The sequence below is a fragment of the Thalassoglobus sp. JC818 genome, assembly GCF_040717535.1.
Lineage (GTDB): Bacteria > Planctomycetota > Planctomycetia > Planctomycetales > Planctomycetaceae > Thalassoglobus.
In genome coordinates this window covers 438189-453862 of the sequence record NZ_JBFEFI010000001.1, presented here as the reverse complement: position 1 = coordinate 453862, position 15674 = coordinate 438189, and the positions used below count along the sequence as shown (strand labels likewise).

The 15674-nt window shown below is 50.5% G+C and carries 15 protein-coding genes; 4 read left to right on the top strand and 11 right to left on the bottom strand.

The window, feature by feature from the left end:
• The first annotated feature begins 94 nt into the window (after positions 1-94).
• Positions 95-2245: a right-handed parallel beta-helix repeat-containing protein gene (locus AB1L42_RS01610; protein ID WP_367050463.1), complete on the top strand. Its 2151-nt coding sequence runs from the start codon at positions 95-97 to the stop codon at positions 2243-2245.
• Between the two features lie 127 nt (positions 2246-2372).
• Here the strand turns inward: AB1L42_RS01610 and AB1L42_RS01605 are convergent, their stop codons facing one another.
• Positions 2373-2825: a type III secretion system chaperone gene (locus AB1L42_RS01605; protein WP_367050461.1), complete on the bottom strand. Its 453-nt coding sequence runs from the start codon at positions 2823-2825 to the stop codon at positions 2373-2375.
• Positions 2826-3087: 262 nt separating this feature from the next.
• On the opposite strand from AB1L42_RS01605, the gene AB1L42_RS01600 reads away from it, so the two are divergent.
• Positions 3088-3732, top strand: coding sequence for a hypothetical protein (locus AB1L42_RS01600; protein WP_367050459.1), 645 nt, complete (start codon positions 3088-3090; stop codon positions 3730-3732).
• A 27-nt stretch (positions 3733-3759) separates the two neighbouring features.
• Here AB1L42_RS01600 and AB1L42_RS01595 read toward each other — a convergent pair whose 3' ends face one another.
• The 6 genes from AB1L42_RS01595 to AB1L42_RS01570 all read right to left on the bottom strand — a co-directional run bounded on the left by AB1L42_RS01595 (position 3760) and on the right by AB1L42_RS01570 (position 8505).
• The gene (locus tag AB1L42_RS01595) at positions 3760-4242 is read right to left on the bottom strand and encodes a hypothetical protein (RefSeq protein ID WP_367050457.1); all 483 of its coding nucleotides are present in this window, start codon (positions 4240-4242) and stop codon (positions 3760-3762) included.
• Positions 4243-4303: 61 nt separating this feature from the next.
• Entirely contained in the window at positions 4304-4750 is a 447-nt protein-coding gene (locus AB1L42_RS01590) for a CesT family type III secretion system chaperone (RefSeq protein WP_367050455.1), read from the bottom strand.
• Positions 4751-4811: 61 nt separating this feature from the next.
• On the bottom strand, positions 4812-5774 hold the full coding sequence (locus tag AB1L42_RS01585) for a hypothetical protein (RefSeq protein WP_367050453.1): 963 nt from the start codon (positions 5772-5774) through the stop codon (positions 4812-4814).
• Positions 5775-5842: 68 nt separating this feature from the next.
• On the bottom strand, positions 5843-6397 hold the full coding sequence (locus tag AB1L42_RS01580) for a tetratricopeptide repeat protein (RefSeq protein ID WP_367050451.1): 555 nt from the start codon (positions 6395-6397) through the stop codon (positions 5843-5845).
• A 69-nt stretch (positions 6398-6466) separates the two neighbouring features.
• Positions 6467-7999: a hypothetical protein gene (locus AB1L42_RS01575; protein ID WP_367050449.1), complete on the bottom strand. Its 1533-nt coding sequence runs from the start codon at positions 7997-7999 to the stop codon at positions 6467-6469.
• The gene (locus AB1L42_RS01570; RefSeq protein ID WP_367050447.1) at positions 7996-8505 is read right to left on the bottom strand and encodes a SycD/LcrH family type III secretion system chaperone; all 510 of its coding nucleotides are present in this window, start codon (positions 8503-8505) and stop codon (positions 7996-7998) included. Before AB1L42_RS01570 ends, AB1L42_RS01575 begins: the two co-directional genes overlap by 4 nt.
• Before the next feature lie 304 nt (positions 8506-8809).
• Here AB1L42_RS01570 and AB1L42_RS01565 point away from each other — a divergent pair, with 304 nt between their 5' ends.
• Positions 8810-9442 carry a sigma-70 family RNA polymerase sigma factor gene (locus AB1L42_RS01565; protein ID WP_367050444.1) on the top strand — a complete coding sequence of 211 codons (633 nt, stop codon included), beginning with the start codon at positions 8810-8812 and terminating at the stop codon, positions 9440-9442.
• A gap of 259 nt (positions 9443-9701) precedes the next feature.
• A complete protein-coding gene (sctC, locus tag AB1L42_RS01560; RefSeq protein ID WP_367050442.1) occupies positions 9702-11969 on the top strand; it encodes a type III secretion system outer membrane ring subunit SctC in 2268 nt (755 codons plus the stop codon).
• Positions 11970-12001: 32 nt separating this feature from the next.
• Here sctC and AB1L42_RS01555 read toward each other — a convergent pair whose 3' ends face one another.
• From AB1L42_RS01555 to AB1L42_RS01540, 4 genes are all read right to left on the bottom strand, one after another.
• A complete protein-coding gene (locus tag AB1L42_RS01555; RefSeq protein WP_367050440.1) occupies positions 12002-12238 on the bottom strand; it encodes a hypothetical protein in 237 nt (78 codons plus the stop codon).
• Positions 12239-12361: 123 nt separating this feature from the next.
• A complete protein-coding gene (locus tag AB1L42_RS01550) occupies positions 12362-12862 on the bottom strand; it encodes a hypothetical protein (protein WP_367050438.1) in 501 nt (166 codons plus the stop codon).
• Positions 12863-12902: 40 nt separating this feature from the next.
• Positions 12903-13928 carry a hypothetical protein gene (locus AB1L42_RS01545; protein WP_367050436.1) on the bottom strand — a complete coding sequence of 342 codons (1026 nt, stop codon included), beginning with the start codon at positions 13926-13928 and terminating at the stop codon, positions 12903-12905.
• Between the two features lie 278 nt (positions 13929-14206).
• The gene (locus AB1L42_RS01540; RefSeq protein WP_367050434.1) at positions 14207-15631 is read right to left on the bottom strand and encodes a hypothetical protein; all 1425 of its coding nucleotides are present in this window, start codon (positions 15629-15631) and stop codon (positions 14207-14209) included.
• Positions 15632-15674: the final 43 nt, after the last annotated feature.

Below are 15674 nucleotides of genomic sequence, written 5' to 3'. Positions count from 1 at the left end.
GGACTTGGAGCGCCGCTGGCGAGGAGAATGTCTTCCAGGAAAACGTCGAGGTCGGCTCGCAAGAGCGACTTCGCTAAAGGTCAGGAGGACGACGATGAATGGATTCCAGAAGCTTGTGATCACCCTGTTGGCTTGCGCTTCCGTGGCAAGCAGCACCACCGCGAGTGATCGCTGGAATCCGTATGTGGAAGGTGAAACACGATGGTCGTCCGAACGTTTGACTGGCCGTGGTGGGCCTGTTGTTCCTCTTTGGCAGGACGATCAAACTCTTCTCTTCACTGACCTTCGCGGCCTGGTCGCTGAAAATTCATTTCAAGGCGGCAGCTTTGGCCTGGCGTGCCGAACGATGGTGTCGAGTCAACGCATTCTCGGCTTCAATACCTTCTATGATGTCTTGAACACTTCGGAGAGTAACACTTTTCACCAGGCGGGAATTGGTGCCGAGCTACTGTCGGTTGACTGGGGGGTCAGAGCTAACGGATACCTTCCTCAAACTGGTTCTCGTTCTGCTGCCGGAGAAAGTACGACATTTCTCGCTGATGAAGATTTGTTTGTCCGAGCTGGACTTGAAGCGGCCTATTGGGGAATGAATGTTGAGGCAGAGCGGAGACTCTTGTGGACTGGAGGTGCCCCAACAGTTCCGGTCGGCGACGTTGAACTGTGGGCCGCAGCAGGAATGTTTCACTTCGAGAACGATACATTCGGCTTCGATAACATGACTGGTCCACGTTTACGGACCGAGTTAAGAGTTTACGATCTCCCATGTCTCGGCTTCGGTTCACGATTCGTGTTTGGTGGCCAGTACGATTACGACGACGTGCGTGGATCAGTCGGAACAGCGTCGGTCAATCTTCGCATCTCGCTCGATCTTCGAAAGGACGATTGTCGTGAACGAACGTCTGGCTTAAGTCGGAGGATGCTCGATCCAATTGTCAGAAATGTGGAGATCGTCACAAATCGTGGAAGCTATGGTGCCCCGGAGCCAGCCAAGTTTTCAAGAACAGATCGATTAGTCGATTCGGTGATCGTGTTAACCGCCGACGATGACATCACGAATCGTATTGAGGAGGCTGGAGAGGACAGTGTTGTTATCCTTGATGGCTCACTCGGAGAATTCGAGACGACGACTGAAACCGTCCTCAATGATGGACAGGTTGTCATGGGAGGACAGGCACGTTTGCAGGTGTATGGTTGCGAAACCGGAGCAAGAGCAGTTTTTTATGCACCGGGTGAGCGGCCGACGGTTCGGTATTCTGGATTCGGAGAGGAAGCCATTTTCTACGTCGCAGATCGATCTGCAATCATTGGTCTGAATCTGGTTGGCGGACCTTTCGCCATCTACGGGGAATCTCCGCAAGATGTTCTGATTCAGGATAACATCTTGAGATCAAATGAAGCTGGGATTCTGTTGCTCGGCGATGTTGTCGCAGACGTTGTTGGCAATGATGTCTCTGAAAATGATGAATTTGGAATTGCCGTTCAGCGATTTCACGGTGGAAATATCTCCAATAATACTCTTCATCGAAATGGCGAGGATGGATTGTCGTTTCAAGTGGTGTCTGCAGGAACGGTTTTCAACAATCAAGCTCACCAGAATGGATCGAATGGAATTGCGATTGACACTCTCGAAGGTGGCTTAATCGTACGCAACGTCGCTAGCGAAAACGACGATGACGGATTCGACGTCGATGAATTCTATGATGGAGTCATGACGCAAAACATTGCTCGAGGCAATCTCGACGATGGATTCGACTTCGATGAAATGTACGGTGGAATTGCATCCGAGAATCTCGCCATCGGAAATGACGAATTCGGATTCGAGATCATCGATTTCGATGGAGGAGAACTCTTCGGAAATTCGGCTGGCGAGAACCTCGCCGGGTTCTTCATCGAATCACTTGATGGAGGCACACTGGCAAACAACAAAGCGTTCGAAAATGAGATTGACGGGTTTGTGATCCTTGGGCTCGACGAAGGTGTCGTCAGAAACAATCGCTCGCTGAGAAATGGCGATGACGGATACTACTTTCGCGACGTTGATGCCGGGCTGATCTCGAACAACGCATCTCGACGGAATTCAGGCGACGGATTTGATATCGAGTTTGAACCGTTTAACACGAGCGAGTTTTCTTTTAACCATTCTTCGCGGAATCGGGAGCGTGGATACAACTTCGATGACGACCTGCCGAGCATTGGCGAAGGTACCAACACAGGACGGAGTAACCAGGCTGATGATCGCTTTTGAGTCGAAAGTCAGCGTTTCCTCGAGTGAGGAGCGCCAGTAGAAGCTGCGTCGCTGTAGCGGTCGGCCGTCAGACGTGACCGGTTGATTGAGGTTGTTCGTGAAACGTTCAGTCTTAAGTTCGAACTCATCAGACGCGAATGAGCCCTTCCTCGGACTGTTTCGACTCTTGTGGTTCGTATTCGGTTTCGATTTCCGATTTTCCCAGCAGATGCTTCCAGTGAGAAACCGTATCGACAAACAGCTCAAGGCTCTTGATGAACACATCCATATCGAGGTTCGTCGTACGGAACGATTGAATCAACAACACTTCGTCACGATTGATGTCAATCGAAAATGCGGATCCATTCGTTTCCCGGCCAAAGAGGTTGGCTTTCAACAGCTGAACATATTTGGGTTCCAACTCGGACGCCCGGGAGTGAACGACAGAGTACATGTGCAGCATTTGAGATGTGTCGACCCATTCGACATCGACGACGAATTCTCCATCGAAGATGAGTCTGCAGATAGAGTCATCGTTGAATTTCAGCAATGAAAGCTCGAGGCGAGCGGCCAATTGGGCTGCAAACTGATCTTGATGCATAACTCAACCAGGAATTCGTGATGAGAGAAATGGAGTGTGTGATTCCATTCTTGAACGTCAGGAATCGTTGAGATCTTGCAGAGAAGACCGGGAATCAGAGCTGAATTCGTTGGAATGGATGCCGTCACATTCAACAAAATGAGGCGATTCTTCTGCTTCTCTCAGTTTGAATGCGAGGCTTCGTCATCAGCGTCCGATGACATCAGTAGAGATCCACTTGTCCGCCTTTCAGGACCCGATCCACTTCGACAGGTTGGTTGAAATGACTTTGCTATCAATTGTCCGCCGTTGGTTTCTGTTTGTGGTGACTTTCTGCCTCGTCTCCACCAGTGTTCAGCGATCGGCCTCTGCCACCGACTTGCATACCTTGACGACTGATTTGGCTTGTCAAGCAGTCATGCTCTATCACCCCAAAGTCAAGTATGATGAAATTCGAGTGGTGGACTACGCATTCGGGCGTTATGGCGATGTTGCCAAGACGTATGCAGTCGTCGAATTTTCGAAGAAGAATCTCAATCGAGCTCGCACGGCTCATCTCGCTGAAGTGCGTGTCACACTTGTTGATGTCCCAAATCGTCAGGTCATCACAAATCTGGACTATCTCGACAACGACCGGACGTGTCTGGCAAATGTCGATTACACACCTGGCCTGATCGCGGAATACAACATCACACTCGAGAGGGCGAATCACTTGCCCGGACTGGACGTTCGTTCGCCGTTACTTGGCTCGCAGAATGCGAATGGTTTCCATCGCGTCGGAAGTGGACGACGGATGATGGACAAGAGTTTTCCCCGCGAAGATTCGGGGAGCAAATTCATGCGAAGTCCGGTGTCGTGGTTTCGCGGCACGCCAGCACAATCGTCCCCGTGCTTTTCTGAGAATCCGTCGAAGAGTGTCAATCAGTGATCATAATGAGAGTCTGATTCATCTGCTCTACACTTTGATGCCGGGGAGACGTTGCCATTCTGTGAATTTGGGTATCTCGCTGCTCGGGCATTGACCGTTCTGATTGGCAGAACCTCCGTGTTTTGTGGTTCTTTCCCAGCGAGCAAGCTTGTTCAGGTATGAGAAGAGCCAGTCACATAAGGGGGCGACATTGAGGGCATTTACAAACCAGTCGTAAATCGGGCGCGGTTGTCCCGATGCCAGGAGAGGTGCCTGTCCTGTCTCATAGAGTTGTGTATTCAGGTAATAATACAACAACATTGTTTCATACGCCGAAAGCTGACTTTCACGCGATGGCTCTTGCAAGTCACAGTCGGCCAACGATGCTTCCGTCTCGTCGTCGTCATGCTCAATTTGGAAGAGCGGTTTGTCTCTTGTTTCGAGTCGATTTGATCGCCGATCGAGTTCAACGGTCGGCGTAGATTCCGCGATGCTTTCTGGAATGTCAACGAGATTCTGAGATTGCGGCATCGGGGACTACGTTGACTGCTGCTGGCTGACGAGAAGTTGATTGTATGACCACTGCAAAGGACTAAGGCGTCACAAACTGTAGCGGCATCGAAGCGATCGATGGTGAGTCGGACTCTTTGATTAAGTTTCTCCAAGGTTCCAATGTGTTGAGAAACTCCTCCAGTTGCTCGTGAAAACCGGAGATGGAGATGTCGTCGAGGTTGAACGACCTCTGCAGTACGATTTGTTCCGATTCCGGCTCATAACAGACAACATCTCTACACCTTCGAAAGTGGAGCAAACTCCGACCGAGAACTTGCTTGAGGAGGTGTTCAGCTCGCATCTCGTCGTCTGGAACCGGACCGAGTGCCGACTCCAAAATGACTGTGGATCGACCGTCGATACGGATGCTGACATCCAGTTGCTGGTCGAACTGCATGCGATAGCGTCCATCCTCTTCTGGAATCAAGTCGTCGATTCCAAGCGTTTCGCTGAGGTGCTGAAAAACGGTATCGAGTGAGGCAGTCATGTGATTACTTTCGCAACCGACGGTCAAGCTGAAGGAGGTGTCGGAAGATTTGATTCCGCGATCAGGCCTGAGTCATTCTTCGGATCGAGGCCTGTTCCGTCTCTTGAGCATGCATGATTTGTTCAGACAAACCGTTGATTGTCGACATGCTTTGAGAAGCATACTGCTCGAATGCGGAGGCTCGATCGCCGTGCCAGCGTTGCAGCGTATCGTACTCTTCACCCTCAATTCGAACGGACTCGCCCGCGTATCGAAATGTCGCTGCCAAACCTTTACCAGCAGCCATCGAGACCTGACTCATCATTTCGACATCCATGTGAAGTTTGTCGCCGATCCTGCGTCGCTCGGTGTCGGCCAAACGTTGCATGTCCTGCTCGACGGTGTTGATTTCCGACTTCGTACTCTGAAGTTTATCGTAACCCCCGATTTGCTTGTTCAGGGTGTTCACCCGCTTGCGCATCGTGGCTCTTTGTTCCGGGGTCAGGTTGGGTTGTGTGTCGAGTTGAATTTCCAAATCGGAACGTTCATCTCGCCATCCCTGAGCCTCTTGTTCGTTCACCTCCGACAGTGTTCTGCCATTGTTGTCGACTCCCGTGGGAGTCTCACCGTCAACGCCGGTTTCGGTTCCATCGACGGATTGTCTTCCGAGTTCCGTCTCGGTCTTCTTGAGTGTGTCGAGTTTTGTTTCTTTCGATGTGTATTGGCTTTGGAATTCTGGTGATCCTTGTTTTTGAACGTCGATCTTCCCCATTTTTCTGGATCCGATTCCATTCGACAGAGCACCCAGACCAGTTGATGCCGCGTCGATGCCTTCGGCAATTGCCTGCTTCCCGGCGGCATCGAGTTTCTTCGAACGAGCGACTTCCGCATCGTCAAGCATCTGCAATCCGAGGTCGCGAGAGAATTCTCGCTGGGCAACGAAGATGTCATCCTGAGCTTCCATTTGATTGACGCCAGCAATCAGCATCATGTGGCCTAAGCTCATGCCATTGTCGGATTGTGATCCGGAGATTTGGTCACCCATTTTGTTACCTCTTCGTTGAGCCTCGAAATTTAATGTGCAGGTCGACAAATCGTGTTTTAGCGGGAGTGTTATTCGCGTGGTGGCGAATGGTTGTCTTCGCGCTGTTTCCGTCTTTCCAATCCGCGGCGCAGCATCGTGATGCGACTCTGAAGTTGTGACGGGTCTTTGCTGGAGTTGAGCCATTCTTCTGCATCGTTCAACGCCAATGCTGCTTTGTCGAATTCAGCGAGTTGAATTAGACATTCCGCTGCGTGCAGCGGTGCCCAGGGATTCTTGCTGCCGTTGTGGGCTGCCAACGAGAATGCATTCAGAGCTTCGCTGAACTTGTTCTGTTTCTTACAAGCAACACCCAAGGCGATCCAGTTGCGGTCACGATGGGATTCGAACAGACAACACTGAGTCCACCAGTATTCTGCGGCGCTGAATTGTCCATTCTGGAAGTTACGAAAGCCGAAGTCGTACATCGTTTCCCAAACTCGATCATCGAAGTCGACGAGTTCCTTCAGCGGACGGCCTTCTTTCAGGCATCGTGCTACCTCTTCTGGATCGAACGCTTTTACTTCGAAATTCGAAGACGAAGGCACTTCCGCAGCAGGCTGCTCATGTTGAACGGTCGCAGTCATCGTAGAGTCCAGGAATCGAGTGGTTGGGAGGAATTTTATGCAGCGGAGACTCACGGTCTCATTCGTTCGTCAAATGGCGCGAAGGTGTCCGACGACAGCATCATGTACATCATGAATTGCATCCGTCATTTTTGAGACCCGCGTCTGATAGTTTGTGGAAGCCTGATCCATGATCGACTTCCAGGCGTTATATCGTTCAGTTGTGTAGCTCATCTCAGCATCGATGTAGTCAGCGTCTGCCTGAAGGACAGCGACGTCGTAGTTGTAATCGGCGTAGACAGCTTTTGTTGCGGTCGTGAATGTGTCCATCACTGTTTGCGTCAGCATCGTGTACTTATTCATCGTTGTGACGGCGTCTTTTCCAGCGTCACTGGCGACCCCCAGCTTAGAAGCGATTTTCGCAGCTTTATCCAATCCATGCTGGATCATCTTTTCGAGTCGAGCGGAGCTGAGCTTCTGCATGAGTGACTGTGACTCACGGATTTGATCGGTCTGTTCCTCGATCACCTGCATCAATTTCTGCGAGGCACTATTCAATGTTTCCGTCGTCTTTGCCGACGTTTGTGCTGCTCCGGTGGCAGTGCGAGTCGTTGTCGTCGCAGCATTGGCGGTCTGAGTTCCAGTTTTTGCCGTCGCTGTCGTTGAGCTTGCAGTTTTCGCAGATGTCGTTGCCGTCGTACTCGTTGTCTTGGCGGTCGTGCTCGCTGTTTTGGCGGTGGTCGACGCGGTGTTTGCAGATGTGGAAGCCGTTTGAGATGCGGTCGTCCCGGATTTAGCGGCCTGACTTCCTGCTCGCAAAGCTGAACTCGACTTGCTGAGAGCGATCGCTCCAACTCCGCCCAACAATGCTACGCCAATTCCAACGCTCAACGAGACCCACATGGCTGCCTCGCTGTCCATTCCCATGTTCTCACAGTTTTCGGCCGAGAAGAGCATTCCGGGTGCCATGGTTGTAAAGATCGCCACACCAGCTGCACCGCCAGATGCGACGGAGATTCCAACGATTGCAATTCCCAGAAGAACCGTTCCTAAGACGGTGTCGTCGTTGCCGAATGAAAGTGCTTTGATAATGTCTTCTGTCGCTCCGGTTTCGTTGAGACATGTCATCGTCAACATGGCGATCCCGGCGACCATCATCGCTGGGCACGCTAAACCTGCGACCAGTGTGAGCCCTGTCGCGATGTAGCCGGCGATTCTCCCGAACTCGCCCCATTTCTCTGCTTGTTCAGCTTTCTCCCGCATTTGTGAAAGCTTCTCGATGTTCTTCGCAGCGAGATCGCTTCTTTCTGATGTCAGATTTGTCATCTGCTCCGCACTGAACTCAAGCTGATCCTCGGCAATCTCAGATTGATTACTTCCGAGGATTAAGAGTGCGTCTTTGAGATCGATGTCTGCCGGATATGACAGCCCATTCACATCCGCTCCGTCACCAGAGCTTCGTTGTGATGAGTTGCCGGTCGTCCTTGATTGATGTTCTTCGGAATAGGAGACGCTGAGGGTTTCCGCATTCTCAACGGCGACCTCGTCGACAACCGCAGTTTCACCATTCACCATGGTTGTGTCAGTGATTGGGTTGGAACTGTAGGATGAGACTTGACTCACTGTGATTTCTCCTTGGCCATACGTTTTTCAATGATTTTGAGGAGAAATTCAGCGCGATCCTTGCGCTGAACGAGGTGAGGTTCGTCGGTGGAATTTTCGATTGCCATCAGGACAGCGTCTTTGGCAGCTTCCAGTTCGCCCATCTGCATCAGGCATTCTGCAGCACGGATGCTCGGAATCGGGTTGTCGATGTCGAGCGTCCCTGCAAGAACGTAAGCCTGAAGAGCCTTCTTGTAGTTCCGAAGTTTTTCGCGACAAAAACCGAGAGCAACCCAGGAGCTGGATTCGTAGTGGTCAAGGAAGCACAAGTACTCAAAGACGGTTTCAGCGGTGGAATATTGCTCGCGTTTTTGCAGGTCGTAGGCATAGGCGTAAAGTGCCGATTTCATTTCGTCTGTGACCTGAAATGCGTCACCGAATGTGTAGCCTTGGCACATGATGAGTTCCACCATTTTGGCCAGGCTCTTCTCGTCGACGTTCGGGATCTGAGGAGAATCGACACTCATGTGGCGGTTTTGACCTTGTTGTTCGGATAGCTGGATGAACACATTTCCGGCGAGAGAACGCAACGGAGATAGGGTTCTTGCAGATTGTTCACTTTTTTCATGAGTGAATTCGCTCACTGGCCATAGTCGTTGAGCGTGAGCTTCTTGAGAGAATTCTTCAGATCCGGCGGCAATTCAGAAAATTGATCTGTTTGAAGAAACTTAAGAGCGCGATGTCGCTCACAAGACTGGTTTGCGATTGAAGGAGAAGTGCAGGCCAGAACACTCATCATGTCCTTCAACACCATCGCGAGTGGAGTTTCTGATGTCAGTCAATTTTGACATCCCAACCCGATTGTCGATGTTCGTACATCTGCAAGCGAACGAGGAACAAGCCTGGTCAGAATTCGTTCGCCAGTACGGACCAATGATCGCTTCGTGGTGCATGCGATATAATCTGGATGAAACAGAGACCGCGGACGTCACTCAAACCGTGCTGATCAAGCTTGTTCAGGTCATGCGGGAGTCGCGCTACGACTCGAACAAAGGGAGCTTTCGCGGCTGGCTCAAAACTGTGACCAACAACGCCGTTCGAGATGTCATCCGAACATGGCACAAACCGGGACGAGGAAGTGGCGATTCGGTCAATCTGGATCGACTCAGCGCACTCGAAGATCCAGCTGCCCTCGAAACTCTCAATGAGTGTGTCGACGAAGAGTACAAGCGAATTCTTCTGCATGAGGCGGAGCGTCGTGTTCGAGAGCGTGTTCGAGACTTCACATGGCGGGCGTTTGAGATTACGACTCTTGAACAGCGCAGCGCTAAAGAAGCTTCTGAAGAACTCAACATGAAGATTGCAGAGATCTATGTCGCCAAGTCCCGTGTCATCAAGATGCTGAATGAAGAAGTCGCACGGCAGGAAGAGGAACTCGAGGGGAACCAATCTGACCAGTCCTAAGACTGATCTATTAGCGCAGTAGCTGCCATGTTCATTGGTGGTCGTCTGCGCTTCAATTATGCGCACTCACAATCGGGAAAACGATGGTGCAAAATGCATTTGGACTGCATGATTCATCATGTTTGCAGCATTGATTCACGGCAACGGCACCGAAAGTCATTCATTTGCATTTTGAAGGCATTTCTTCCCTCGTCGAGCGAATGTTGTGTGCCGGTTAAGCCGATTGATAGGTATAGAACAATCGGTATGGGGTAAATCAGTGAAAACTGCGAGAGCAATCATTGTCACGTTGGTGCTGACCGTTGCAGCACGGTCAGCGCACGCGCAGTTGCCGACGAGTGTTGAGGTCTATCAATACCGCGCTGTCAATCGTGAGCTGACGGAAGTTCTCCGTGCATTCGCGTCTGATCAACGACTCAACATTGTCATCGACGAAGCTGTTGAACCCAAGCTGATCAATGAAGAGATCGAGTTACCTCCTGAGCAGTTCCTGAACTATATCACCGGGAAAAATGGGCTGGTCTGGTACTACGATGGGACATCTGTTTACATCAATCGCAGCAGCGACCTCCAAACGCAAGCCTTTCGACTTCGATACACGACACCTGCACGTGTGACCGAGACGATGCAGATCTTGAATGCGTATTCGGACAACTTCCCTTTTCGATTGCTCGATCCAGAAAAAGTGATCCTGGTCGTCGGTCCACCTCGGCTGATCGAAATGACACGTTTTGCTGTCGAAACACTCGAGAGCGGAGGCGAAGCAAACCTGATGAACGAGGTGTCGATCGCGGTTTTTCCACTTACTTTTGCATCCGCAACCGATCAGACTCTGGAGTTTCAGGGACAATCGGTTCAGGTCCCGGGCGTCGCAACGATTCTGGAAAGCCTGATTTCCGGTCAACCGATTCAGGGAAAGTTGTCGACGTTGTTGCCTCGTAATCTTCCGGGCCTCACCGGTTACGGATTGGATCGATTCTCGCAAACTCCCGAGGCACGTTTGTTCAGCCGTCAGCCATCACTAGTTGGTGAAACAGACGTTCAGCCGGACGAATACATTGCAACTCGCGAGGACTTGGCAACTCAAATCAATCCTGATGGGACGGTTGAAGAATCTGATCAAGTACGAGTCATCAATACTGCATCGATCACGCCGACGATCCGCGCTGACCCCCGATTGAATGCCATCGTTGTCCGCGATCTTCCTGAACGGATGGAGTCATACCGTCAGCTCATTCACTCGCTCGATCAACCGTCCGGGATCATCGAAATCACAGCGAGAATTATCGACATCACGAAGAGGGGAGTCTTCGAATGGGGGCTGCCATATGACTTTCAATGGGACAGCGGCGGTCAGGCTCGACAATTCTCGATGCAACTTACAACAACCGACACCGCGAATCTCGCTGTGACATTGTTGAAGGACGAGACAGTCCAGTTCATGCAGCAGATTAAAGCTCTTGAACAAGACGGATACGCCAGGGTCGCCAGCCGACCTTCGATTTTGACGCTCGACAATGTGCAAGCTGAGATCAATAACAGCGAAACATTTTTTGTTCGCGTCGAAGGCGATTTTGAAGTCGATCTCTTTGATGTTTCTGTCGGGACCAAACTCAACATCACTCCTCGGATTATCGAAAAGGATGCAAAGAAGCTGATCAAACTGAGTGTCCAGATTGATGATGGTGCTGTTCTCGAACAAACCGTTGATGAAATTCCTCGAATTCGCAACGACTCGATCACAACGCAGGCACTCCTTTCTGAGAACCAGAGCCTCTTGATCGGTGGGCTTTTCCGCGAGGAGAAATCGACTGTCGAGTCGCGAATACCTGTCTTGGGAAATCTTCCCGGCGTGGGCTTTCTTTTCAGGACGGAGGAGTTCAACACCAGTAGAGTCGAAAGAGTCATTCTGATCGAGCCGAGAATCGTGACTCTTGCGTCATTGCAGGGAGGCGATATTCCACCTGGTCTCGACTATTTCCCCGATCCTGTTCCGCTCGACGCCGATGAGCTCTGTCCTCCCCTGCCCGCGTGTCCTCCCGGTCAAATTCCGCCAGTTGGCTTGCCCTCAAACCCAGTTGGGCAGAATCGGCAGGGAGCTCAAGAGGGATCGCCAGGGAAGTTTCCAGTTTGGGCGAGCGAAAATGAAACTTCGGTCAATGACGTACGCCGAGCTGAAATGAGGGTGAGCAGCGAAGAATCCAACGGACACCTTGAGCGGGCAAGCTACTCGAAATCCACAACGGTTCAGGGCTCGTCTCAGATCACCAACGAACAAGCAGCTGCGAGTCTCAACATGAAGACCCTTGGTGGGGCCCACCCGGCCCTGCAGCGATTAGAAGCTAACTCCCCGAGATGGGAGCAGAGTTCTTCAGGCAACGTCTACAAGACGGCGCAAATTCAGAAAACGGAGTCCACTACCGAGAACCGAAGAGTCCCATTCAACCTCTTTCGGAAGAAGGACTCGGATGAACAGCCGAAGTCCGAAACGACCGGCCGACGGTCTCTCTTCCGCTGGAAGGACTGAAGTCGATTTCTGTTCAAGGATGTTGCAGGACTTTACTGCTGTTTTCCAATCTCATCTTCGATGTGATCATAGATTCCTTTCATGAACAGATACGAGATCGTCTGAAAATTCTTCTCGTATTGCTTCTGCATCGTGATTTCATCTTCGAGTGACGTTCCTTCATCAACAAGCTGAGCGAATTGCTGAGCATCCGCTTCGGACACTGACGACATCGGATCATAGGTCGGAATCACTTCTTCTGCCGTTCCGAATGAGTTGATTTCAGTCATGGTTTATCCGCGATCTAGTGCTGTTTGACAGTTGTTCGAAAAGGTCCCCTCCCCTTTCAGGGAGAGGATGGGGGGGATGCAATGTCTTACAGTGTGAAAGTCCTCAATGATTTCACGTTCAACTTAGCGGATGTGTCCGCGTGCAGAACTTCGAAGCGTATCCACAATGTTCATGAACTCATTGTTTCCATCCTCCACGTCTCCAATGAGAGCGTTTGAAAACAATGAAACTTGATCTGTATGCGAAGATAGACTTTCAATCTCCAGGCTGAGCAACTCAAGAACCTCGGAGACTTCGTAGTCGCTTTTGATTTTGGTGGTGATCGAACTGCTGGTGTTGAAATACTGCTTGAAGTCAAATCCAATCGAATCCAGCCACTCGGTAAACTCAGTTCTTTCGCTGAGTGATTCATCACTGAAACTTCTGCCCTGTGCTGTCACTCCGCTCAGCCAGACCATCCAGTCGTTGCTTTCCTCCAGAAAGTCTGTTGTTTCTTCGTACCAACTCAGAAAGTCCTCAGCGACGTCTGACACCAGTTCGATCAATGCAAACATCGGATCGATATCAACATCGTTCAGTTCACCATCAATATAGCTGCCGGTGACGACTTCAATTGTGCTCATCGGAAGTTCCTCAACTTGCCGCCTTTGTCATTCTCGAACGTTATGCGCTGTTGTTGCTGGCTCGCTGGAGAGCATCATGGACGTATTGATGAATTAAATCCCACACATCGTTGAGTTCGCCCCACTCAGTGATTGCTGAGTTGGTATAGAGAAGTGCAACTTCTGTTGACGTCGATTGACTTTCGATCGCCGTTGCCGCAGCTTCCAGAAGAACGTCGATGTCTTCGCTCTTGAAATCATCATTTAGGTCCTCATCAGCATACGCTGACCAAGATCGACTGCTTGCAGAGACTCCACCCCAGTCCCACATGTCCTCTCGATCATCAAAGGCATAATATCCTGTAAGTCGAAAGAAGGCGCTGTCTTCTTCCCCTCTCAATGGTTCTGGAAACCCCAGGGTGCTCTCGTCGTTGAGATATTCGCTGTACTCATTGACTTCGATTCCCATTTCCCGCATTGCCGCAGAACCATTATACGTGACACTGATGGTTCCGGCGTCAGTATCACGTTCGATGCCGACCTTGCCGAAGTAAAGTTGCATGAATTGTGTGATATTGTTTGGATTTGAATCATCGAACATCACTGGATGCAAAACAACGTCGGAGCCGATGAATCCTGCAAGTTGCAAGACCGAAGCAATGATATAGTTTTCAAATTGCTCAGTACTTAGTGTGACCAACATGCCGACCGTGCCAACCAATGAATACTGAACATTACCTGTTGTTGGATCGAAGCTTATGAATCCATCATCTATAAATGGCGATGATGATAAGTTGTCAATTGCGAAAAGATTGTATATGTTGAACGACTCGCCATATTGAACATCGTCTGCGGTCATGTAAGTGTTGGAATCAAGGGCATCCAGGAAATCTTCAAGGTTTTCGAACGTGATTGTTCCCCCGCCCAGTAAGTCGGATACATCAATCGGGACCTCGCTGAGATCCGTTGATTCTGCGTTGAGCGAGTCAATGAAGGTGGTTTCTACTTCCAGGAACTGAATCAGGTCTGCCTTTGTGGCATCGTCCGGAGTTAGATAGTCTCGCAGGTTATTGAGAACCTCTTGCATCGCTGACAGTTTGTCTGTCTCAATTTCATAAGCTGACAGAAGTTCTTCAATATCAGTCGACTTCGCAGTGATCGCATCGAGGACAACTACGTTTGTCACAAATGCAAGGCTCTCCAACTCCCCATCGGTGTAGAGGTCGTTTCCAAGTTCGTCATAGACTTCGATTCCCAGATCGACCAAGTCCTGTTTAATTGTCGCGGGATCGAAACCGAGATCTGCAAAATCAGTCGACATAGCTTTGTGCTCGAATACCTGAGTTAATAGTTCACTTGAAGCGATTATTTCATCATTTCGATGACACGGTCGATGGCATCGGTGACGTATTTGTGTATTGTGTCCCACCCGGCGTGGTACTCACTCCATTCAGTCAGCAATGTGCTGATCGATAGCAGGTTTAGCTCTCCTTGAGCGGCGAAGCCCTCCACCCCACCACCGATGTCTGTGTAGAGTTCTTTGATGGACTCCCGTTCCATGTAGTCTTCATCAAGCACAGAATCACCTGAGAAGTCGCTCCAGCGTTTGTCGTCCCATCGGTATTCCCATGAGACCTTGGGAGCCCCGTCGCTGAGCGGATTTCGCTTGCCGGACGTGAGGTCAAACGCGTCACTCAAATCGTCGTATGCATACGCAGCTGTCATGACGAGATAAGCATTGAAAGTTTCACTTTCGAAGGGTTCGATCGTCTCTGAATTGCTGTCAGTCAGATCAGTATTGAATTTTTTATCCCAGCTGCTCGTGATTTTGTTCGCGTTTTCCCAGTATTCGACGCGGACAGGTGTGTCGTCGAAGTAGTCGGTGAGGTTGTAGCCAAACTCACTTGTCGCTGCGGGAGCGTTGTAGTCAACGGTCAGAGTCCCGGCTGTTGCGTCAAATGCGATCGTCGTCTTTCCGTAAAAAAGCTGATGCCAGGTCGCAAACTCATTTGCTAGTGCTCCAGCTTGAGCTGGTTGAGAGCTGCTGGCGAAAATTACGGGCTCGATGTAAACATCTTCTCCAATGAATCCTGATGTCTGAAGTGCTTTCGCAATCAGATATTCGCGAACTTCGTCCAGACCTAGGTAGACGGTGGGGGCGGAACTATCTTCATTCGCGACCTTGACAGAGTAACTCAACGAACCGTCCGCGAAGTCCGTCCAAGAGGAGTAGACATTCACTTGCTCGATGCCTGTCGTGCCATTGTAGATTCCCGAGATCGCCGACTCGAATGCGCCCTCGTCCATGGCAGCCTTGAGGCCGAGGAGCAAAGCCTGATAGTCACCTCCTGTCAGTGCGTCCAAGTAATCCTGCATTGTTGAATATGTTGCTGTCGCGTCAGGACCAAATCCCGCCACTGTCAACTCCGGAGAAGTGATTTCGTAGTCCAGCGTCATCTTCGAGGCGTCGCCGATATTCAAGAACGTGTAATCCTTTGTCATGAAGTCCATCAGACCAGCGAGCGTGACGCTCTCGTTGTCGAGCGTCGTCATCAATTCGTTAAAGAAGATCTGAGAAGCCTGCAACTTGCCCGATTGGATCTCAAAGTCATACATCTCCAGTTCGAGCTCATCGGTCTTGTTAGTAATCTCGTTTCGAAGAATGATGTCCGAGACGGTCATGACACTCTTTAGCTCCGAGTCGCTGTAGAGACTTTCATCAATTCCGAGATTGATAAGATCGACACGGATCGATGTAGGATCAAGCGCGAGATCGGTGTAGCTGGACATGAGTCAGGACCATTCAATTCATCAAAGTGGGGGCGCCATCGAT